Genomic DNA, 22,919 nt, shown 5'->3' with positions numbered 1-22,919 from the left:
CCATTAAGCGTTGCTGAGTCCAAGTTTTTTCAGGAAAAAGGCAGCCGGACAAATCCCTGTAAACGCACTTTGGATCAGGTTTACGCCAACGAAGACGGTTAGCCAAACAAATTGGCTGTGAACTGTGAGGGTAAGCACGACAGAAAGTAGCACCATCATGCCAGCGATTACGCGTACGCCATTATCAATTGTCATAGCAAGACTCCTTTGCATCCTCTATACGATAACCCGACAGACCGAACCGCTTTGGCTCGAACGCTTTCAGTGTTTGTCGGCACTCGGATCACTCTAGAAGTTATATTTAGAAAAGTCTAATAATAATTTGTCTAAATTAGAATTGACTAAATAAAATGCCGCGCTAAGCTCTGAGTATTGGCGAAAGAGGAGTGGGTGATGGCAGAGTCAACGGTGCCGTTTGAGGCAGAAAGCGTACCGGATATGGACATCAGTGCCATGCGAGAGCAAGCGTCTCTCGTGGCGACCATGTTGAAAGTGATGGCCCATCCTGAGCGATTAATTGTGCTATGCCAGCTTTTGGCGGGAGAGATGTCGGTGGGGCAATTGTTGCAAGGGTCGCGCCTGAGTCAGTCCGCGTTTTCTCAGCACCTGAGCGTGCTTAAGCGGCATCAACTGGTCAAGGTACGTAAGTCATCGCAGCAGGTGTTTTATCAGCTCAATGACCCCCACGTCGCGGCGATTATCGCTACCTTACAGCGGCTTTATTGTGCCTGATGAGTCTGAATCTGAGAAGTCAGCACATATTCATCGCCAGTCAATGCGCTAAGTTAATTAACATTCAGCGTTTTTACCTATCGTTTTCTTGTCGTTACTGTCATCAGCCAAAGGATCGAATATGCGAGATGCTCAGCCACAAGGTCAGCTGATCACCCGAGTGATGAACAGCTTCTTCCCGCCCATTCTCATTGTGCTCGCGCTGTTGGTGGGCGCGGCGGCACTGTGGCTCACTCCCAAAGAAGAAGATCCGCAAATTGTGGTGCCAATGGCGGATGTGGTGGTGCAAGCGCCCGGTTTGAGTGCCCCGCAAGTGGCAAAGCAGGTGACGCAGCCTCTGGAGAAAAAAGTCAGCCAAATTGACGGGGTGGAGTATGTGTATTCCACCACTCAAGCAGGATCTGCGTTGGTCACGGTACGTTCTTACGTGGGTGAAGATCGCGAGTCGGCCTTGGTGAAGCTATATAACAAGCTTTATGCCAATCAAGATGCGATCCCAGCCGCGGTGAGCGAGTGGGCGATTAAGCCGGTAGAAATTGATGATGTACCGATTGTGATTGCGGCGCTGCGTAGCGACAAACCCGACCAGCTCGACCATTATGCGCTGCGACGCATTGCCGAGCAGGCAACCTTGGATCTTAAATCCCTTCCCGAAACCAATGCGGTGAAGGTGGTGGGCGGCGTGCCGCGTCAGGTGCTAGTCACGCTCGACCCTGCCGCTATGGCTAGCTATCAGATCAGTGTGTCTGATCTGACCAATGCCTTTTCGTTGAGCCATCAAAAGCGTGATATTGGCGATATTCAGCACCAGGGTGAGCGCTATTTATTAAAAACCGGTCAGTGGTATCAAAGCCTTGAGGACATCCGCCATTTAGTGGTGGCGGTGGTGAATGGCAAACCTGTGTATCTGCAGGATGTGGCCGAGTTATCGGACGGCGCGCAAGAGCCTACCACAGATACGTGGATCCAATCGACCGATGATAGCCAGCCGCATCCAGCGGTGTTTCTCTCGGTGGCAAAGCAAAAAGGCGCCAACGCGGTCAGCGTGGCTGAGGATGTCACCGCCACGCTTAATCATTTGGTCGCTACGCAATTTCCCGAGGGCGTGAGCGTCGAGATCATTCGCAATTACGGTCAAACCGCTGATGCCAAAGTGAAAAATTTGGTGTCCAGCCTCGGTATTGCGGTACTCACCGTGGTGGTCTTTGTCGGCTTGTTCTTAAACTGGCGCAGTGCTTTAGTGGTGGCGATTGCAATCCCAATCAGTTATGGCGCGGCATTAGGGCTGGATTTAGCCTTTGGCTATTCGATTAACCGCGTCACCTTGTTTGCGTTGATCTTGGCGTTGGGGCTGATTGTTGATGATCCGATTGCCAGTATCGACAACATTGAACGGCACCTGACCCATGATAACAAGCCGCGTGGCCGCACAATTGTGCTGGCGATGCTAGAAATCAAGCGCGCATTGATTATGTCGACCGTGGCGATTGTGATTGTGTTCACCCCGATGTTTTTTATCACCGGCATGATGGGGCCATACATGGCACCTCTGGCATTCAATGTGCCGGTCAGTGTAGTGATCAGTACCTTGGTGGCGTTTTTAGTCACCCCTTGGCTCGCCAAAAAAATTGTCCGTGCTTCCAATAAAGGCGATGACTATCGCATTGAGACCACGCCGCTGTACCGTGGCTATCGGCGCGTGTTGCTGCCATTGCTAGAAAACAATCGTCGCGCCAAAGCGTTTTTATGGATGGTGGGCGTGTTGTTTGTCATCGCCGCTCTGCTGCCTGCTTTGCGCCTCGTACCGCTTAAGCTGTTGCCGTATGACAATAAAAACGAGTTTCAGGTGGTACTGGATTTGCCGGAAACCGCTAATCATGTCGATACCTCCAATGCGCTGCGAGAGATGAACCGTTACCTACAAACGCAAGCCGAGGTGGTGTCGGTATCCGGCTTTGCCGGGCTCGCTTCACCGATGGATTTTAATGGCATGGTGCGTCATTACTTTACTCGCCATGCGCCTTACCAAGGTGAACTACGGGTGGTGCTGGTGGATAAGCACCGGCGCACGTTGCAATCACATGGCTTGGTCACGCGCATGCGTGATGAATTAGAAGCCATCGCAGCAAAATATGATGCCGAGGTGCAATTAGTTGAAATGCCACCGGGTCCGCCTGTGCTGGCAACCATTGTCGCGGAAGTGTATGGCTCGCCAAGTACGCCGTATTCAACCCTACAAGCGCAGGCGACTCAGGTGGCCGAGCGATTAAAGCGTGAAGCCTTGGTGTCAGAAGTGAGCACCAGTGTTCAAGGGCCTCTATCGAGCTGGCAGTTTGAAGTGGACCAAGAAAAAGCCGCCTTGTCGGGCATTGCGGTAGCCGATATTAACCAAGCCCTCAGAGCCGCGAACCAAGGGGTCACGCTGGCCCATTTAGTCGATGTCGATGAAATGGATCCCTTGCCCGTGAGGCTGCAACTTGCGCCAGATGCCCGTGATCAGCTTGATGCGCTGCTCGCACTGCACGTACGTGGTCGGGCTGGAGTGGCTAAGCAATCGTTACAAGGGGCCTTGGTGGATGCGCCGCAACCGCTGGTCGCGTTGAGTGAGCTCGGCCATTTTACGCGACAGCCCGTTGATCAGCCTATCTATCATAAGAATTTACGCCCCGTCGTGTATGTGTATGCCGAGCCTACTGGACGGGTGCCGGGCGAAGTGGTCGCCGATGTGATGGCCGATTTTAATCAACCAGAGTCGGACAGTGCTCGCCCGCTATCAGCGCGTAGTTATTTGGATAATGGCGCGGGTGATGGCTGGCAGGTGCGTGACGGTATCGAGGTGGTATGGAGTGGTGAAGAAGAGTGGAAAATCACCATTGATGTTTTCCGCGATCTGGGTATTGCCTATGGCGCGGCGCTGCTGGGTGTCTTTATTGTGATGCTGATACAAACCGGGCTACCGGCGGTGTCAGGCATTATTATGCTGGCGATCCCACTGACCGTGATTGGCATTATGCCGGGCTTTTGGTTACTCAATGGCTTAAGCGGAGAGATCAACGGCTATCCAAATCCAGCGCTGTTCACCGCCACCGCGATGATTGGCATGATTGCACTGGCGGGGATTGTGGTACGTAACTCATTGGTATTGATTGAATTTATTCAGCAGTCACTTGCACAAGGTATGGCGCTGAGTGACGCCTTAGTACAAGCGGGCGCAGTGCGAATGCGGCCCATTTTGCTGACCGCAGGCACCACCTTATTGGGGAACGTGATTATCACTCTCGACCCGATTTTTAATGGCTTAGCCTGGGCGATTATTTTCGGTATTGCCGCGTCTACCGTGTTTACCTTGCTGGTTGTGCCCGTGGTGTACAACCTCGCGTATCAAAATCATCCAACCCACGGCCTATCAGTAGAAGGAGAGAATGCATGAGGGCAAAAAAAGGCGTACTCGCACTGGTGCTAGGCACTGGGCTATTAACCCTGTTTTTGGTGATGGCTGGGGTGTTTACCGCGAACGTGGCGCCCGTCTCAACACCGACTGAGACACCGAATGATGTTGAGACACTGACGCTTAAAGCGGTCGAACAGCCACAAACCCGCATTTTTTCCGGCCAGTTGGAGGCCAGGCAGACGGCAACTTTAGCGGCGCGAATGACCGCAACCGTCGCGGAAGTACTGGTTGATGTCGGCGACCGCGTTGAGCAAGGGGATGTGTTGCTGCGTTTGGATAATGCCGATCTCAGTGCCAAAGTCCGCCAAGTGCAACAAGCCTTGGCATCGGCGCAATCGCAACTGAATACCGCGCGCAGTGACTACCGCCGAATGGAGACCTTGTTGGCGAAAAAGCTGGTGCCTCAATCTCAATTCGATGAGGCGGAGAATCGCTTAAAAACCGCGCAGTCTGAGTATCGTCGTGCCCTTGCTGCGGTGGATGAGGCTGAAACCCAATTTGGCTTTAGTTTGGTGCGCGCGCCGTTTTCAGGGTTGATCACGGATAAAATCATCAACCAAGGGGATACAGCAACACCGGGTGCGGCGCTGCTCTCTCTGTATAATCCTGAAAGCATTGAAGCGACAGTCAATGTGGCTGAATCTGCGTTACCCTTTGTCGACATCGGTCAATCGTTAACGGTTACGCTCCCCACCTATGAGAAAACCCTTACGGGCGTGGTGCGCACCGTGACACCGGCTGCCGATGCCACTTCACGCAGTTATCGTGTTGTAGTGACACTGCCAGACACGGAGGTGAGTGATACTTTGCTACCGGGTATGTTTGCAAAAGTGACCGTGTCACAAAAAGCCGAGCCTGTGCTTTATTTACCGAGCAATGCGTATTATCAAATTGGACAACTTAACTATGTGAAGGTGCTAGACGCAGATGAGGTAAAGACACGGCTGGTTTCGCTCACACAGCAAGGGCGCGTGCGTAAGGGAATCAAGCCGGGTGAAGTGGTACTATTGAATCCGTAAAAAATAAGTGATTCAGGTCGCGTTATGGTGAATATCATCAATACTTAAGGTGAGTTTTCCTAATAGGACTTCACTATGAAAATAGCGACAGGTTCTGCAGCAGGCCTCGCTGCGACAGCCCTTGCTGGTACGCTGTTATCTTCACCAGCACTCGCGTTAGATACATCCTCTTTAAAAGCCTGTGGGGATGGCGCTGGCTGGCCCCCTTATACCTTTGAAAAGGGCGGACAAGTTCAGGGTTATGATGTCGATGTATTAAATGCGATCTTTGCGAGTCGAGGCGTGGATGTCAGTGTAGAAATGCCCCCTTGGAAACGCTGTGTACTGCAAACGAAAGCCGGTAATTATGACATTGCCTTGAGTGCGTCGTTTAACGAAGAGCGCGATCGCGACTTCTTACTTACAGAATACTATTACACCTTGCAACCCAGCTATATCTATTCAACGACTCAACATCCAAATGGTTTACAAGTCAATTCAGTCCAAGACTTGGATAACCTCCGTATGTGTGGGCTGTTGGGTTATAACTACACAGGTTTTGGTGTCGATGACAGTAAAGTAAGAAAGTCGGCAAAAAGCTTCGAGCAGTTAGTACAAAAAACGGAAGCAGGACGCTGTGACGTATTCTTGGCGCGTTACGAAATCTTAGCTGGGTTTAAAGTCGCCCAAGGGATTGACTATTTGGCGGATAACATGAAAGCGGTCGCTGTACCGGGTAATAGTGGGGATAAGTTTTATATGATGATTTCCCGCGAACACCCTGAAGCCAATGAAATAAAAGCCATGCTAGACGCCGGATTCAAAGAAATGCGTGAAGCAGGCCAACTGCAAGCAATGTTGGATGAGTACCTCAATTAATATATTTTATGGGATTACCAATCGTTATTGAGCGCTACGCTTTCCAAGATAAAAAAGAGGTGTGCGCACCTCTTTTTTTGATTTTAGGGTTTTATCCTTGGATCGATTCTTTCACGGATCGCTCACGTTTTCCCAATGTCTTGACCCGATACATATCATGATCAGCGGTGGCCATAACTTCGTCTAGGCTTTGCGGTGATTCATGGTCGTATAGTGCGTGCCCGATACTTAATGACGGGTAGAGTTTATAGGTTTGCCATGCACACGCGCGGGATTCTACCGAGGTCTTGATGCTGTTTATAATACTATTTACATCGCCGGGTCGAGCAGCTCTCAGTACGGCAATAAACTCATCGCCCCCCATTCTCGCTACGATATCTGAGGCTCGAACACTCTGACGCAAGCGTGAGGCAACGTGGGCAAGTAGGGCATCGCCGGCTTCGTGTCCATAAACGTCGTTAATCAACTTGAAGTCGTTCAAATCAATGTTTAGCAGGACGAATGACTCCTTTCGTTCAGTCGTGAGCTTTTCTAACAAATCAATGGCAAAACGACGATTAGGCAGAGTGGTTAGTTCGTCTTGGAACGCTTGTTCCTTCGCCTTTAAAAAGCTGCGATAAAACAGGCCGATCATACCGTAAGTTGCTAAGACAAAGGAAATACAGATGGCATAAACGAATATACTTAATTGCTTGACTTGAGGTGTTTGTTCAATCGTATATTGCGCAGCCAAAGTCCATTCGCCATTGGGGAGACTAATGGGCACCACAAAGTCAGCATTGAAAAAGGTATCTTGCGAACCATAAAAGTAATCTAATGTTTCAGTATTCTTTATGGCAACTGATGCTCCAGCGAGATTAAAGAGTCCCGACTCCTCGAACAGCTTGGTATAGTTGATTACGACACTGACGCCGCCCCAGTAAGAACTTTTATCAATGGGAGATAAAAAAATAGGAAAACGTGCGATAATCGCCTGTCCTCCTTGCACAAGATCCACTGGACCTGCAATATAAACGTCTGCGAGATTTCTTGCCCTAAGTACCGTTCGATACTGTTCCGGCCGAGCGCGGAAATCGAGCCCTATGGCTGCTTCATTTCCCTTTAGTGGGTAGACATGGCTAATCACATCGTTAGGTGCAAGCCCAACGTTTCTGACATAACTGGCTTTGGTGAGGAGTTTACCGGCAACGTCGTCCCAACTTGCCATGGCGAATTCGGGGTCAATCGCAACAACAGTCGCAAGGCTATCGGCGAGGTAAGTGTCTCTAAATATCGCCGCTTCAATACGGGAGCGAATGAGTGCGGCCTTACGGTTGATGTCTTCTTGTTCCTCTTTAATTACTTGTTCAATGATATAATTATGCGTGCTGACAACGGCTAGCCCAGCAAGCAGTGCAAAGCCTAATGTAAAGACTAAAAACCATCGATTGAACTGTCGCTGAAAAAGCATCGCACATCCTATAAATAAAAAAAGAAGGGGCTGGTGCATCCCTTCTTTTAGTGTATCCGATATTTTTATTTTCGATTACTTAATACCATATTTTTCAACAATTTTATCGAATGTCCCGTTGGCTTTTATTGCTTCTAGCCCTTTGTTATAGGCATTAATAAATAGATCACCGTCTGGATTCGCTTTACCGGAGGTGACGTGAAGCGGTTTCGATGATAGGGCCTTATTCGTAAACGCAAACGCATTTGCGTCCATACCTTCTTCTTTCATCACGGACAGCGCGACAACCCTGTCTTCAAGGGTGAGGTCGATCCGATTAGCGAGTAATTTCTTCAAATTTGTGACTAAGTTATTCGCCTCTGGTTTATCAAAACTGTCTGAGGCAAGAAACGCATCGCCATACCCATAATCACGGATGATACCAATTGTTTTTCCTTGTAGCCCACTAAGATCGGAAAATTGGAAGCTGTCACCGGCGCGCTTGATAAATGTCAGCTCATTGGTGAGATAAGAATCGCTGTAGTGCAAAAAATCAGTGCGAGCTTCGGTGTACCAAGTGGCCGGTAGCAAATCGATGGTGCCCTTACTTACTGAATCGAGTGCACGGGCCCAAGGCATGATTTTGAACTCAACGTCATAGCCTTGCGTTTTCATCGCTTCGGTTAATAGCTCAACCGAGATACCGGGCATGGAGGCATCGGTTGTCACAAACGGCGGCCAAGGGTCTTGGGCGGCGGTTAATGTGCGCGCCATTACCCCTGGTGCCATCAGAATAAACAGTAAGCCAACTGTAAATATCTTTTTCATTGTCGCTCCTTGTGATGTACCAGATTGTTATGTTTTAAATTTACCCATCTGTCCTTTAATGTTTTCACTCAGCTCCAGCACTTTGTCTGTTCGAGCTGCGTTTTCTTGTGCGCCTTCGGTCACATAATTCGTGGCGTCTGACGCTTCGTTGATCGCTTGACTGACTTCATCAATGGCTTGACGTTGTTCGTCAGTCGCTTGCGAGATTTGTCCACTACGTTCGGAAATATCAGTGATGGTTTCGCGCACTTGGCTGACTGATTCTTGTGATTCAGAGACACGACCCGCAGTGCTCTCTAGGATGCTACCGATACGTTTGATCTCTTTCTCCACGGACTCAGTTGCTTCGCTCAATGATTTGATGTTGGATTGAATCTGCTCGGTCGATTCACTGGTTTTAACCGAGAGACTGCGCACTTCATCGGCAACCACTGCGAATCCGCGACCCTGCTCGCCGGCGCGCGCTGCCTCAATGGCGGCGTTGAGCGCGAGTAGGTTGGTTTGCTCGGAAATATCATTAATCACGTTCACCACATCGGAGATCTTCTCGCCTTCCTCTAATAGCTTATGCATTTCGGCGTTGACGTTTTCCATCTCAGAACGCATGTTAATAATCTCAGACGCAGAGCTTTCGATGGTGTGATACACCTGATTGACCAAATCAGTTGCCCCCTGCGCGTGGGTTGCCGCGTCGTTCGCGGTATCTGCAACGGTCGCAATCGACTGGTTCATCTCAGTCGCTGCTGCTGCAACAGTAGAAAGGCTTTGTTTTTGTTGTTCGAGACGTTCGGCGTTTGTCCGTGCCATCTGTCCGCTTTGTGCTGCGACTTCAGCCAAATTGATTGAAGCCTGCGTCACTTCGTTGACGATTTCACGCAACGAAGCCGTAAAGTGATTGATGTGCTCGGTGATCTTCGCGAATTCTTTATATTTTGGCTCCGGGATCACTTTGGAGAGATCGCCATCGCCACTGGCCAGTTCGCGAACGCGCTCGGTGAGATCGTTAAGTGGTTTTACCACGGTCGCGGTCAGGGCTAAGATCAAAAACACAATCATCACCGCATCAAGCACAAGCAGCTCGATAATATTGCGATACAGGGTATCGGCGAGCGCCGCTTCTAAACGGTCAGTGTTATAAAATACCTGTACCGTACCGACTTTATTGGTCTCTCCGTACTCGGTGAAAGACAGTTCACTCTCTTCTTTAGGCATGGCTTCATAGTAAGCCTGCTGATCGGCGCCAATGTCGACGGGAGGACGCTTTTCTCCATCTTCTGAGAGAGGGCCGAGGCGTAAAAACAGGATGGCTTCGCCTTGGTTATCTAACACCCGAACGCCTTTGATGTCGGGGGCTTTTAACTCGGCGGAGATCGAGAGCTTGGCCGCTTCAAGGTCAAAATCCCAAATTGCTTTGGGCAAGCTCAGCTTCATACGATTGGTGGCGTTGTCCACTGTGGCGACAAGTGCGCTATTGAGTTCCTGCTTGGTGCTTTGGTAATCAATGTAACTTGATATCCCCAACACGACCGAAACAGCAATAACTACTTGCGTTACAAATATTGCTTTCAGACTTTTAAACATAGCGTTCATCTTCCATTTCTTTCCGCGCCCAGTGGTACAGCAGTGCTTTCCCACTTAACTTTGGTGCAGGGCCACCTAGTTACCTAGATGGCTTTGCATAATCTGTTCGATATCAATTTTTTTCAGGCCTTCATTGACGATGTCACGCCATTTTCGTCCCTCTTCATTGTCGGCAAAGGCAATGTAGAGCTTTTTGTCGACAAGAAGCTTTTTGTTCATCTGTAGCTTGTCTTTCACAGCACTCAGTGCAGGGTCATTTTCTTTAAGGTAAGCCAGCACGTTGGCATCGACGACCGCCAGCGGCAGGCGTTCGCGGCCGACTTTCTGCAAATTTTGCGTGTCGTTCGTCACAGCAGACGATTTAAGTGTGCCATTGGCAATCCGTGCATCTAGTTCCGGCGTGTTCACATAGCCACGCACCACGCCAATCGTGTGCGAAGCCAGATCATCCAAAGAGGACCACTCGATCGGTTGATTGGTGTTTTCGACAAAACCGAGGGGGCCGGTTCCTATCGGATCGGAAAAGAGTAATTCGTCAGTTTCGTAGTAATATTCGGGGAAATATCCAGCATATTGGGCATCGTTTTTGACCAAGTATACGGTGCGAGACCAAGGATAAAACTCAACATTGAGCTCATGGCCCATTGCTTCAACTGCTGCCCTAACCACCGCAACTGATGCACCTTGCTCAGGCAGGCTTTTTCCGGAATAGGGTGGCCAATCAAGGGATGGCATGGTGAGTACGTCTGCGCGAACGGTCGCAGAGACCAGAATACAAACCGAGAATGTCATGGTGAACAAATGCTTGAGCATAGTTCCTCCGATTTTTTGAGTGCTTATATCAGCATAGACGACAAAAAAAACGCTGAGAAAAATGATCGATATTTAACGTTTTGGCTTGGTTATTCACGAAATAAAAATGACATTAAGATTATGTATTTCTTGGCTTTATATGGATTTTTTATGAACCAAGAAAGATAGCGCTCGATGCGCAAATAACTAAGCACATCAAGGGTTGTCTATAAAGTTAGCGCTTTTTAGATAAATGGTGGACAAAAAAGCGCCGCTTTGGAAAGCGGCGCTGAGGACGGCGAGCGATTAGTTGCGAACCAAGCTTACACCCGAGTAGTTTGAGTAGCCGCGCACCATGACATGGTAGGTTTCACCAGCTTGTGCGTTGACAGTGCATGATTCTTCATTGCCATATTCAAAAGGACGGCAGTCCCAATCGCTTGTGGTGGGGGCGCTACCGGCTTTTACATATAAGTCGGCATCGCCTGTTCCACCACTCATGGTGACGTTTACCGAACGGTTGCTGTCAACAGTAAAAGTGAATAGCTCAGAAGAACCACGGCTACCACTCAAACCGGTTTTTGGCTCGTTAGGGCGTAACACCGAGTCTGTGTTGTCATCAGAGCAAGCAGAGGTGTTAACACCGACGGTATTAAAGGCTGCAACCACATCGGATTCGTTGTAGTTGAGATCTTTTGCGGCCTTAACGACACCACAACCACCTTCATCAAATGTACTATTGGCTGTCCAGTACAGTTGGTTGGCAACGGTGAAGACTTCAAAACCTTTGCGGACATCCCAATTTGGCTTGTTAGCAAGGAGGTAGAAGGCACGATTAAAGACACCGCTTGAGTAGTGCACGTTCATGCCTGAGTAGTATTGATCGACATGATCAATCGATTTGCCATCGCGAGAAGGCTGTTCAAAGTAACGTAAACCGCCCGACCCTTTGAAGATATCCGCACCGACAATCCAGTCTACGTCGCCATGCATGTAGAACTCAGCCGCTTCACCGGCGATATCAGAGAATGCTTCGTTAATACCACCTGACATGTTGCGGTATACCAATCCAGAGTTTTGCTCCGTGAAACCGTGGCTGACTTCGTGGGCGCTAACGTTGATATCGACCAATGGATAAAACGTTGATTTACCATCACCGAACGTCATTGAGCTGCCATTCCAGAAGGCATTTTCATAATCCTTGCTGTAATGGACTCGCATCGTCAACTGGAAGGTCAATGGTGCCGTGTTCATCCAATCTTTGTACATATTGAAAACGACATGACCAAAGTAATGCGCGTCATTCAGCGGGGAGTATGCGCCGTTAGTGTATTTTGTATCGTTGTAGTTGGTGCCATCTGGACATGGGTATGTAAACGCGTTGGTGCCTGATGTGCCGTGGTTCAGGTTAACCGTTTTGACGTTGTCGGTTTCCATGGTACACACATCGCCCACTTTATCGACGGGGAAGTCATCATAATCAGTGCCATACAGATATTGGCCCGTCTTTTCATTACCCCCTGGACCGGTACCACCGGCGGTTGCATGATTGATCCCATCCCACTGGCTGATGATTTCACCGGTTTCCGCATCAACCATATAGAAAGGACGCTTAGGCTCTTCGGCGGCGACGAAGAAATCCACAATATACACGAGCTGTGCTTTTTGATTTTCATCGAGTTGAACGACCAGTTTGGTGTTCTCATTTTCAAAGGGAGCGGCAGTGAGAGTGGTCTGGCTCTGTGTGAAGTGTGCTTTCGCAGCCCCTAAGGCATCTTGGCTATTCAATGCAGGCGCGACTGTCATGATGTCTTCAGTAAGGCCTTGTGCCATAGTGCCGTAAACATTGCTGCGTTTTCCGGCTTTTTCAGTGGCAACCACATTGGTATCCAGTACAGGAACGCCTTGGTAGGTTTGCTGATAGCGTACTTTGACTTTTCCGTTAGGCAGCGTGACGCGTTTTACTTCTTTAAAACCTAGCGGGTTGGCTGACGAGCCCATTGGGGCGTATACACCGATTGGTTGGTCGAGTACCTGACTCAGAACGGTGTCATCGGTCACATTAATTAGCTCTGCGCTAAGTGCGGGTGTGCTTGCAAAAAAACCTGTGGTGACTAACCAAGTCAACTTGGATAATTTCATTTTTATTGCCCTATTTTTTTGTTGAAAGATTCCTTTCTCCCCAACGGCTTAATAGGAAGACGAGCGTGCTGCTCGCCCATCAAACGTGGCTTATAGATAACAATATTTACAAGGCCTTTTATTTTTTACATGTATAGATTTTGTTACAAAAGGATGGGTTTTTATGATGTTTATGAGAGAGAGATCTCGTTTTATATTTCTGATTTTAATCGATATTATTATCTATTAATAATTAAGTGACAAAAAAAGCGTACAGAATAAATGACTGTTTTGTTTTGAGAGGTTATCCGCAAGTTTTATGAATGTTATTGTTATGTAAAATAAAGATAAAGGCCACAAATTAAGTGACCTTTATGTCAGTATTAAAAGCGGAACGAACACAGCGATTCATGCCGTTACGGGTTGGTAATACGACGCCATAGACACACTTTATTCCCGGTTTGCGTTTGAGTAAGCCACGTATAACGACAGTCGTTATCGTAGCTATAGCGGCCCGTTTGTATACGATAACTGCCTAATACCGCATCCTGCATGGAGACGAAACGACCATTTTTGAGTAACGAGAAATGTAAGTGAGGTCCGGTCGAGGAGCCTCCTTGGCACAACGCCACAGAGCGCTGGCTGGCGTAGGTGCCGAGTTTTGTGTTTTTGCCCACCCACTGATTGTTGCGTACTTGAATGCCGTCCATGTGATAGTAATTGGTTGCCCAACCATTATCGTTAGTGACCCGCACTTGGCAGCGCGAAAGTACGGTGACATAACCATCGTGGGCGGCAGTCACACTGTAAGTTTTGCCTCCCCATTGCGGCCAATCATAAGAGACATCAATAGAAGAAAGCGGAAAACCGGATCCTGAATGGGCGTGTGGGCCATTTGGGATCCAGGCGTAGCCTTGTCGCCACGGCCATTGCATAAACCCTGCAGGTGGTGCAACTAAGCTGCGTGATGAGAGGGTGTATTGACCAAGTGGCTTTTGATCACCAAACCACGCTTGGTAGCGTGTTTGCCATGTCTGCCAGTCACTCGGAGAATGGAGAGTGCTGGCAAGAGTCTGTGTGGCATGTCCCAGCGTGGCATTAGAAGTCTGCGTGTTGGGCTGATAAAGCAAAGCGGACAACGTGGAGGCAGTTTGCTCGATGGCCTGTAGCAACTTCAGTTCGCTGATCCGATCGAGGGCGATATCCTGCTCTAACTCCGGCGCATTAGTGATGAGGGTGGTGATCAATATACGTGGATCAATCCCTGACGCTCCGCTCCAATGCATAATCGCCTCGCTCACCGGTTGCCAGTGTGGCAATTGCTCGGCGAGAAAATCATCAATGTTAAATGGGTGTCGGCGCGGTTGAAAGAGCAAATCGGTTTCGGTGACAAGCTGGTCCGGCACCCCGACGTCCTCTAAGATAGCAGCCGAACGCATGGGTGTATGGTTTGCGATCAAAGTATGTGCGTGCGCAGCGCTAGTGCTCACCATCAAGCAGGCGAGTACGAGACGAGATAAACGAAACATGACTAGCTCTCCTTTCATTTAATGAACGGTAATATTGGCATTATCTGTATATTTATCTGGTCATTTGATCGTTGTTGCGAGTGTATAGAAAGCTTGGGTGTAATTGTTTGCACGTAGCACATGAAGGCTGTGATGCAGGCCGATAAATAGCCTGCATCACAGCAAGATAATTAAGGTGTCCGTCTGTGGTTGGATGGAGGGTTTTTAGCCATCGGTGCGGTGTTTTGTGGCCAAAACAAACAAGCAGGATGTTGCTTAACTTGGTTAAATACAGCGGTGCGTACGGACTTGATGTCGAGCTCACAACTGCGCGAGCGAAGCGCCACAAATAAGGCCAATCCGAAGCTCACCCACAGGTTGATAAACCCAATCATCAGCACAAAGAACAGGCTAGAAAGAAAAGCCAACACACCGTGAAAATCGCTCACATGCGCGTAACCAATATTGGCGGAAGAGAAGGCGACATGGCGAATATCCAAGGGAACATCGATTAAGTAACCCACATAACTGGTCATGCCGAGCAAAAAGCCAAAGATCAGGTTGCCGCCCAAAGCGCCGTAATTATCGTGAATATAAAAGGCGACCTTCTCACGGCGTGACTCAGGCACAATGCGCATGAGTGGATGGGCGACAAGGCGATCTTTCAGTTCAATGTAGTCGGCGCGATTATCGAGAATGCCCGTAATGATCCCAGATAGAAACAGCCACACACCAGCAATCGCGGCGTAAAGCCATGCCATACCACTGAAAGGCATAATAGACTGTTTTTGATAGTCAATTTGCTCGGGTGACAACAACGCATCGCTGAAAAAGTGCATAAATGCCCAACTGACCAGCACACTACAGCTAATGGCTGCGACAATATTGCCCCACACGGCGAACCACTGGGAGCGATTAACGTCGATCAACAAGCGGGCGAGCTTTTTACTTCGGGTTCGCCCTTGCTTATTCTTCTCAACATGGGCAGCAAAATTCGCCGCTGTCATGGCTGGTTGCTTGGTCGCAATCGTAAAATGCAGCACATGCACCAGCATAAAACCGACACCGTAATTTAAACTAACCAGAAAGGCGCTTTTAAACGGCGACAATTGCAGCGTATCAATGTAGATCTTTACCCACGCAAGCAGGGCTATAATCACGCCCGCGCCGCACGCCCCTTTCAGGATATTGAGATAATCCTTTTTCGTTTTGGCAATATAGTGCTCACCATGATTACTTTTGTTTTGCGTCACGCTTTGCGAGAAGGTGCGTGTGCTTTTGCGGTAGATGGCACGCACGCTGTTGCGCTCCGTGACTGAGGTGAGCAATTGTTGCCACAAATTCAGGACACAGCGCGCTTTTTGATGGGGGTGACGAAAATCAAGGATTTGAAATAAGAGCACCATGCGGTTGAGGGTTTGATCTAAACGCTCAAGCATGTGTGACGCGTGTGTTGAGAAGCCAAACTGGCTGATCCCTCGGGTGCGGATCCGTTTTACTTGAAGCTGGCACTGTTCAATCATTACCCAGAAGTGCGCGGTATCCACCGAATCAATCTTGCCTTCTTTGATGGTCGCCACCAATTGACTGGTTTCTCGCTGCAGGGCAATAAACGGCGAGTCCACTTCGTTCAAACGGCGATCGATCCGCAGTAGCTCAGGATCGAGCTCTTCCGCCGCAATCCAAATCGCTAACATTTCTAGCGAATAACAAAGCTCACTTTTAATGTATTCGCCGGTGGTGCGAATGGCTTCAGGCGATGCGCTTTTCACCAGCAAGCGGTAGAGCTTAAACCAGCATTTAGACGAGATAGCATTCACCCAAGCTTTATCTTCGCCTCCAACGAAATAGCTTAATAAATCGTTGATATCGTTGCAGCGTTTGGGTGGTGGATTGATCTTGTTGTAAAGACGGCGAAAGATTTCCGTTACCAACCCATTTTTAGAAAATATGCCCAATTGGACAAAAGCCGGAGACAGCTTAATGGTTTTGGCTTCATTGCAAATACTGTTTGCAAACAACGATGCCTGAGAGGGGGAGTTGGCAAGGGCAAGGACAAGCTGCTCAAGGCGCAATTCTGCGAGTTCGGGCTCACCTTCACGAAGATAAGTAAAAAACACATTAAGACGCTCTGTGTCTGTTTCACACAGAGAAAAACCGTCTATCACTTTAAAAGCCGGTGTTATTGCAGGCATAGATTTTCTTATCAGTCGATAATAAACGCGCGCGTAGTCTACAAGAGCGAGAAGCAGGGGGAAGCAAAAGCGCTCATTGGTAGTATGGCACAATCCAATCACGTCCTTTATTTTTAGCCATCGCGACATAATGCTGTCTACTTATTGATACCTTAGACACAATGTGTGCCTATGCTCATCACATTATTAGTCATGCGAGTCAAAAAAAGGAGACACGGATGAATAAGTATGGTGCAGAGTTTTTTGGCACATTTTGGTTAGTTTTGGGTGGGTGTGGTAGTGCAGTATTAGCAGCAGCCTTTCCAGAGTTGGGGATTGGATTACTCGGCGTATCGCTTGCCTTTGGTCTTACCGTCTTAACGATGGCGTTTGCCATTGGACATATTTCCGGCTGTCACCTGAATCCAGCGGTGTCCATCGGCCTATGGGCGGGAGGGCGTTTTCCCGCCAATCAACTGCTCCCTTACATTATTGCCCAAGTTTTAGGGGGGTTAGCGGCGGGTGGCGTGTTGTACCTGATTGCCAGTGGACAAGCCGGATTTGATGTCTCGAATGGATTCGCCGCGAATGGTTATGGTGCGCATTCACCGGGCCAGTATCGCTTAACCTCGGCGCTGATCTCGGAAGTGGTGATGACCATGATGTTTTTGGTGGTGATCCTCGGTGCCACCGACCAACGCGCCCCTCAAGGTTTTGCACCGATTGCCATTGGGCTGTGTTTGACGTTGATCCACCTTATTAGTATTCCCGTGACTAACACCTCGGTGAACCCGGCCCGTAGTACAGGGGTAGCGCTTTACGTGGGTGATTGGGCCACTGCACAATTGTGGTTATTCTGGGTTGCCCCCATCGCTGGCGCGATATTGGGCGCTTTCGTATACCGCTTTATCGGTAACGAAAAAGAATCATGAGTTTGGTCCGACGCTCGACGGCGGGCCAAACGAGGCCTTACGACTGAAAAGATGTCGCCGGCGAACCGGCGACATCTTATTCCTTTATGTGACAAGCATTTATTGGGACTCTCGCACACTGGCAGGACGAGGTGGCCAGGCTTGCTTAGGCGGTGCAAAGGATGGCTGGCCTAATACCGGCGAAGAGAGCACGTAGATCCCATGATTAGTGAATAGCCAAAATAAGTTACGGTCATATTCCACATAGACACTGTGTGACAAATTCCCCATCGCATAACTGGCAACGTCATCTTCCTTGAACGGGGGCACGAAGTAAGCCGCAATCGCAGGTTGTTGTGGGTCTCGAACATCGAACACCTGCAGGCCAGCGTTATAAAAATTATAGGGAAGAATACCTTGGCGACCGATACCGGGCTGGGTGTAAGCACCGGTACGTTTTGGCCCGAAGCTGCCGCGACGTTGACAAAAATCCGTAAAAGCAGCCTCTTTTGGCGGAACTGGGCGTGGTAAAACGCCGACTTTTTTCGGTTGAGCGGGATCCGACACATCAATAATATGCACGTCTTTATAGGGTTCAAAACACTCCTCATTAAGCGGATAACCGCTAAAGTAGACGAGGCCTGTTTGTTCGACTTGTGATACATCGATATAGTCGCCCTCCGTCCCCGCGACACTAGGCTCAAACTCGAGGTGACTGACCACTTGCATCTGCGCTGGATTGGAAATATCCACCACATAGAAACCGAGCCCACCCATCGCGGCATAGCCATACCTCCCACCTTCTTCGACCGGTGTAGGAATGAACAGCGACATACGTGCGCCCATCCAAGAGGTACGATTTCCTGCCCGTGGGTTGTCGAGATATGCTTTTTGATGTGCGGGATCGCTAAGAATTTGTCCCGGCACTGCCAATTGATCCATAAATACTGGATTGGCCGGATCAGACATATCCCACGATTGATAACCCGCAGAATATAAATCATTGCCATATTCGGTTAATACATAACTGGCATCGGGGGCGGCCGCAACAATCATGGTCTTCCCCCCAAACCAAGTGGGAATATCGCGAACGCCCGACCCTTGTTGTTCACCTACCTTAGCGTCTGGGTGGTTAATATCGGTGCTTCGCTCTGCGATTAATGTCCATTGGTCAGGAAGTGGGCCATGCATGTCATACACCTTAAATCCTTTTAAATGCTTGGCATGACGGATTTGTGCGACTTTTTCCGGCTGGGTAAATTTATCTTTCAACAGCCCGAAGCGACGGATCTCAAAGGCCTGCACCATCACATAATTCTGCCGAGCCTCGCTCCACTGTATGCTGGCCGCGCCAAACATATCACCAGTGGGATAGGGGTTCACTTCTTCCCCTTGAGGCCCATTTGGCCCCCATTGCTTACCGCGGGTATACAACAACTTCAGATCTTTTGGGTTTGTAATATCAAAGATCTTTAGATCGCGTCGCACATACTGATACAGATACCGCCTGCCATCAAAATCGACAATATTTTGCCACGTGTGGAAGGGCTCAACCGTGATGGGGTAATAGGCCTCGACAGTCATATTTTTGCTATACGTTTTGTCATCCCAATAATCGAGTAAACCGTCAAAAGGCTTGGGTGAGTAGGTATGGTAGGTCCGCTGAGGATGAATAAACTGACCCGTTTTGGGGTCCATGCCATAGCTAGTAGGATCCGGATCGCCGGGCTTGTGGTTTCCTGTTAACGCGACAACCTTTTTAAGCCAAGGATCATGAATGGTATCTTGAGTGCCTTCAGCGCTTGTTGCCGATAGCGCGAAGGTGGTGGATAAAAGTGTGAAAAGGGATCGCCATCCCTGCTTGTATATGGCGTGATGTCGCATTACAACGTCTCCGTGTTGTGTGGGTAAATAGACCAATACCCGCCATATATTAAATTGGTTTCATAAAATTACTGCGATAACCCCCTGATCCTATTATTTTTGTAGGCAAAGCCATTTCAGCCACGCCCCCATACAAAACCTGCCATCGCTAACATTTTGGACAATTAAGCACGAAAAAATCAGCATGGCTTTGATAATCTAGCCTGACAATGCTGACGGAAAAGGTGTGTTAGGTACCGAAAACTGATCGGCGGTAGCGTGGGAAATACTAGATGGATAACCAGCTTATCGGTGGAAGCACGCCAATTGAGTGCACGCTTTGTCGGCGCTCATTCATACTATCCCAGAATACGAAAACAGAAAGTAAGCATAATCAATAAATTAGGCGAGTAGGCGCGGAGATAGTGTGAACGCGTAACCAGAGATAGGCGGCATGCACACTTTCTCACAAAATAGACAAAACCCACAAGCGATAAATGCTGTTTATAACAGTGATTTAGGTAATAAAAGCTGCGTATAACGATTTTGAGAAATCGAGCATGTGTGCTAATACAATGTTATAGCACCTCCCACTAATAATGCAGTACACTTAGGAAAATTTTTTAGTATGACTCTTTCTGACTTAGGTGATTTAGGTTCCTTTCTTTCCGGCGTTGGAACAATTTTCGGTGTGATTGTCGCTATTTATGGTATTAAAGTTTGGTCAAAACAATTAAAAAATGGGAAGCAATTAGCGTATATTTGGGAAGCTAAAGCGTTACTCAGTAAATTCGATAATGAATTTTATTTTTGGCATGCATTTTACAAAAGTCATAATCAAGACATTAGACGACAAGGTGATAAAGCTTATTCAGACCTTAAATTGTCATTAAATAAGCTAAGTGATATATCATTTTATCTCGACGTTCTTTCTGGTGAATCAGAAGAAAAATGGGTTAGAAATGTTAGAGGTCTAAAGATAATGCTTGATGAACATAAGCATTATCTTGAAACTACTGAATTTAATCATCATGATACTAAACAGATAGCTGATCAATCTTTGCAAATAATAAATATTTTTAAATCTAAAGACGTTTATATTGAGAATTTGAAGTGTGAATTAAATAAACTTGAAGGTCTATTTGAATAAATCGCTATAACAAGGAAATGCAGACGACGCAAAAAGTGCGCGTCTGATTTAGACGCTAGGCGACATGAGATAAACGATAGAGTATTGATAGTATCTTGGCGTGAATCTAGCTCCAGTTAATAGAAAGGAGTGGATTAATGAATGGTAAAGCATTTGATAATTGGCAAAAATCGCGAAAGAAAGGGTGTTTAAATTGGCTTTTCAGAACGACTTTCGTCACAGCCATTTTGTACATGATTTTTAATGTTATTTTCCTTTATCCATCTTCTGATGCGGCAAGCATTATGATTTTCTTATCGGAAAATGCTCTTAATTACTCAATTTACACGATCGGGATGTTTTTCGCATTTTGGGTTATTTGGCTATACAATGAATCTTCGTATAAGAAAGAAGTTAAACGTAGAAATGTCGCCTAACACCTATGAGCCCTTCTCCGGTCAATAGGCAATAGCATTTTTTTGGCTGCGCAGCAGCCAATGATCTCGAACAACAAAATGGTATACTTCGTTCTGTTATTTCCGCCATTAAGTCATTGCGGATTCAACTGCAATTTAGCTTAGCGTTAGTTCCCCAGAGCGAGCAATCAATCCGTAGGGAATTTTTGTTTCTGGTGCAGTACACGCATGACTTGGATGATATCGCCCTCGACCGAGTAAGAGACAATCATCGAAATCTCAGGAATAATGAGTAATCGTCCGCGGATGCCATCTCGTTGTACGCCCATTGAAGGTTGTTCAAGCAAGTTTTCTACTTTTGCTTCAATGAGGCTGTCAGTTTTTTCTGCCACCTCAGGGTTGAAGTCATAGAGAAACTCAAAGATCTTTTCACGATCGTTAAGTGACGCTTCTTCCCATAAAATCATTACTTGCCTCGATTACGGATTCTGGCTTTACGCTCTTCCATTCGAGATTGAGCAGCTTGGTGCTCAACGAAAACGGATTTTCCTGAGTCAAACTTCTCAAACGCTAGGTTTACTTGTTCTGTTAACCACGCATCGTGAGATAATGTTTTTCTCTGTTGTTCAGCAAGTTGCTCAGTAAGTTCACGGCAAGCATCACTCAGTGTGCGCCCTTGGCTCTCAGCCATTTGTTGTGCTAGGCGTTTTGTTTCTTCATCAACACGAAATTGAATTCTAGTGTCCATTATGTGTTCCTTTGCTGTTGTGTGTACAAATGTTAGCACTCGGACTTGAGATGGGCAACTAACACATATAGAAGGTCTGTTACTGCGACTCACCGCTGCCTTGCAATCCTGTGACGGGGCCATTAGACATTACTTCCCGTTCCCACTCAGGAGCGTGAGAACGAGTTATGGAAAATGATTTCTACGTGGTCATCCTTCGCGTGAAGAGAAAAGTGGTGCTTGGCGAGATCAACGCCACAAAAGAATTGAGTAGACATGGTTACCTCCGGTATTAAAGGCCGCACCTAAGTGTGGCAGATCGTCAAGAGGGGGAATCCATGTCATTCGTTAGGCGACATGAGATAAACGATAGAGTATTGATAGTATCTTGGCGTGAATCTAGCTTCAGTTAATAGAAAGGAGTGGATTAATGAATGGTAAAGCATTTGATAATTGGAAAAAATCGCGAAAGAAAGGGTGTTTAAATTGGCTTTTCAGAACGACTTTCGTCACAGCCATTTTGTACATGATTTTTAATGTTATTTTCCTTTATCCATCTTCTGATGCGGCAAGCATTACGATTTTCTTATCGGATAATGCTCTTAATTACTCAATTTACACGATCGGGATGTTTTTCGCATTTTGGGTTATTTGGCTATACAATGAATCTTCGTATAAGAAAGAAGTTAAACGTAGAAATGTCGCCTAACACCTATGAGCCCTTCTCCGGTCAATAGGCAATAGCATTTTTTGGCTGCGCGAGCAGCCAATGTTCTCAAACAACAAAGGTTCTGTTATTTCCGCCATTAAGTCATTGATTATGGCAAACACATATAGAAGGTCTGTTACTGCGACTCACCGCTGCTTGCCGTGACAGGGCCATTAGACATTACTTCCCGTTCCAACTCAGGAGCGAGTTAAATCACACTGTCTCGGCTTATCAAATCCCAAACAACCATTCTATTGCGAACATCAATATGGCGGTTTATTTCAGTCTTGCGGCGGTGAATCGATAGGACGATATATTCACACTAAAAATAGTGGAGATCACATAGCGATTTTTCTCGTCACATGCAGAAGACTATGTTATGAAAAACGTGTTACCAAGAGCTAGGTTTTTTCGATGCTGGGGTCAGCGTCCTGCTGCTAACCTTATACTCGTTAGGGTGGTATGGATGCGTCACGGATAGATATGAAACTGGTGGCGGTAAATATAGAAAAATGATGACCTAATGGTACTAGGCGGCATGACTCTCCAATGATATTGGAGCGTAGTGCCAAACCCTCTACGTTTAACGTTGTTTAAAAATAGGAGGGTTACTCATTAACATAACTACTGCATGTTACGCACCCGTTTCCCTCATTATGAAACGATGCGCA

At 47.6% G+C, this 22,919-nt stretch carries 19 protein-coding genes; 8 read left to right on the top strand and 11 right to left on the bottom strand.

Translation table 11 applies throughout. The annotated features are described in order from the left end of the window. Positions 1-3: 3 nt before the first annotated feature. On the bottom strand, positions 4-195 hold the full coding sequence (locus E8E00_RS14590) for a DUF2892 domain-containing protein (RefSeq protein ID WP_046075776.1): 192 nt from the start codon (positions 193-195) through the stop codon (positions 4-6). 198 nt (positions 196-393) lie between these two features. Here E8E00_RS14590 and E8E00_RS14585 point away from each other — a divergent pair, with 198 nt between their 5' ends. The 4 genes from E8E00_RS14585 (at position 394) to E8E00_RS14570 (ending at position 6,060) form a co-directional block, all read left to right on the top strand. Then, a complete protein-coding gene (locus E8E00_RS14585) occupies positions 394-732 on the top strand; it encodes a metalloregulator ArsR/SmtB family transcription factor (RefSeq protein ID WP_240531976.1) in 339 nt (112 codons plus the stop codon). 121 nt (positions 733-853) lie between these two features. Then, a complete protein-coding gene (locus E8E00_RS14580; protein WP_240531977.1) occupies positions 854-4,162 on the top strand; it encodes an efflux RND transporter permease subunit in 3,309 nt (1,102 codons plus the stop codon). Beyond that, complete coding sequence (locus tag E8E00_RS14575) at positions 4,159-5,202, top strand: efflux RND transporter periplasmic adaptor subunit (protein ID WP_096632419.1); 1,044 nt, start codon at positions 4,159-4,161, stop codon at positions 5,200-5,202. Before E8E00_RS14580 ends, E8E00_RS14575 begins: the two co-directional genes overlap by 4 nt. 75 nt (positions 5,203-5,277) lie before the next feature. Continuing rightward, on the top strand, positions 5,278-6,060 hold the full coding sequence (locus E8E00_RS14570; protein ID WP_096632422.1) for an ABC transporter substrate-binding protein: 783 nt from the start codon (positions 5,278-5,280) through the stop codon (positions 6,058-6,060). 91 nt (positions 6,061-6,151) lie between these two features. Here E8E00_RS14570 and E8E00_RS14565 read toward each other — a convergent pair whose 3' ends face one another. The 7 genes from E8E00_RS14565 to E8E00_RS14535 form a co-directional block, all read right to left on the bottom strand. Beyond that, positions 6,152-7,510: a diguanylate cyclase gene (locus E8E00_RS14565; protein ID WP_168174091.1), complete on the bottom strand. Its 1,359-nt coding sequence runs from the start codon at positions 7,508-7,510 to the stop codon at positions 6,152-6,154. Between the two features lie 75 nt (positions 7,511-7,585). Then, on the bottom strand, positions 7,586-8,317 hold the full coding sequence (locus E8E00_RS14560) for a transporter substrate-binding domain-containing protein (RefSeq protein ID WP_077641194.1): 732 nt from the start codon (positions 8,315-8,317) through the stop codon (positions 7,586-7,588). A 27-nt stretch (positions 8,318-8,344) separates the two neighbouring features. Continuing rightward, positions 8,345-9,898: a methyl-accepting chemotaxis protein gene (locus tag E8E00_RS14555; RefSeq protein ID WP_096632795.1), complete on the bottom strand. Its 1,554-nt coding sequence runs from the start codon at positions 9,896-9,898 to the stop codon at positions 8,345-8,347. A gap of 75 nt (positions 9,899-9,973) precedes the next feature. Next, positions 9,974-10,711, bottom strand: a complete 738-nt coding sequence (locus E8E00_RS14550; protein WP_096632428.1) for an ABC transporter substrate-binding protein — start codon at positions 10,709-10,711, stop codon at positions 9,974-9,976. A gap of 285 nt (positions 10,712-10,996) precedes the next feature. After that, entirely contained in the window at positions 10,997-12,832 is a 1,836-nt protein-coding gene (locus tag E8E00_RS14545; RefSeq protein WP_096632434.1) for a M4 family metallopeptidase, read from the bottom strand. Positions 12,833-13,227: 395 nt separating this feature from the next. After that, positions 13,228-14,340, bottom strand: coding sequence for a M23 family metallopeptidase (locus tag E8E00_RS17455; protein WP_276306888.1), 1,113 nt, complete (start codon positions 14,338-14,340; stop codon positions 13,228-13,230). 170 nt (positions 14,341-14,510) lie between these two features. Then, the gene (locus E8E00_RS14535) at positions 14,511-16,514 is read right to left on the bottom strand and encodes a site-specific recombinase (protein ID WP_168174092.1); all 2,004 of its coding nucleotides are present in this window, start codon (positions 16,512-16,514) and stop codon (positions 14,511-14,513) included. Positions 16,515-16,732: 218 nt separating this feature from the next. Here E8E00_RS14535 and aqpZ point away from each other — a divergent pair, with 218 nt between their 5' ends. After that, positions 16,733-17,425, top strand: a complete 693-nt coding sequence (aqpZ, locus tag E8E00_RS14530; RefSeq protein WP_069586652.1) for an aquaporin Z — start codon at positions 16,733-16,735, stop codon at positions 17,423-17,425. Between the two features lie 99 nt (positions 17,426-17,524). Here aqpZ and E8E00_RS14525 read toward each other — a convergent pair whose 3' ends face one another. Next, on the bottom strand, positions 17,525-19,288 hold the full coding sequence (locus E8E00_RS14525; protein WP_096632448.1) for a hypothetical protein: 1,764 nt from the start codon (positions 19,286-19,288) through the stop codon (positions 17,525-17,527). Positions 19,289-19,895: 607 nt separating this feature from the next. Here E8E00_RS14525 and E8E00_RS14520 point away from each other — a divergent pair. Next, entirely contained in the window at positions 19,896-20,417 is a 522-nt protein-coding gene (locus tag E8E00_RS14520) for a hypothetical protein (RefSeq protein WP_096632450.1), read from the top strand. A gap of 137 nt (positions 20,418-20,554) precedes the next feature. Next, positions 20,555-20,833 carry a hypothetical protein gene (locus tag E8E00_RS14515; protein ID WP_096632453.1) on the top strand — a complete coding sequence of 93 codons (279 nt, stop codon included), beginning with the start codon at positions 20,555-20,557 and terminating at the stop codon, positions 20,831-20,833. Positions 20,834-21,000: 167 nt separating this feature from the next. Here the strand turns inward: E8E00_RS14515 and E8E00_RS14510 are convergent, their stop codons facing one another. Both E8E00_RS14510 and E8E00_RS14505 read right to left on the bottom strand, forming a co-directional pair. Beyond that, positions 21,001-21,279: a type II toxin-antitoxin system RelE/ParE family toxin gene (locus E8E00_RS14510; RefSeq protein WP_096632456.1), complete on the bottom strand. Its 279-nt coding sequence runs from the start codon at positions 21,277-21,279 to the stop codon at positions 21,001-21,003. Further along, positions 21,279-21,560: a type II toxin-antitoxin system RelB/DinJ family antitoxin gene (locus tag E8E00_RS14505; RefSeq protein ID WP_069586513.1), complete on the bottom strand. Its 282-nt coding sequence runs from the start codon at positions 21,558-21,560 to the stop codon at positions 21,279-21,281. Before E8E00_RS14505 ends, E8E00_RS14510 begins: the two co-directional genes overlap by 1 nt. A 409-nt stretch (positions 21,561-21,969) precedes the next feature. Here E8E00_RS14505 and E8E00_RS14495 point away from each other — a divergent pair, with 409 nt between their 5' ends. After that, complete coding sequence (locus E8E00_RS14495; protein ID WP_069586512.1) at positions 21,970-22,248, top strand: hypothetical protein; 279 nt, start codon at positions 21,970-21,972, stop codon at positions 22,246-22,248. The last annotated feature ends 671 nt before the right edge of the window (positions 22,249-22,919 follow it).

Origin of the sequence: Salinivibrio sp. YCSC6 (genome assembly GCF_004916735.1) — a bacterium.
Taxonomy (GTDB): domain Bacteria; phylum Pseudomonadota; class Gammaproteobacteria; order Enterobacterales; family Vibrionaceae; genus Salinivibrio; species Salinivibrio proteolyticus.
The sequence above is the reverse complement of the archived record's forward strand: the minus strand, read 5'-3'. Positions and strand labels throughout refer to the sequence as shown.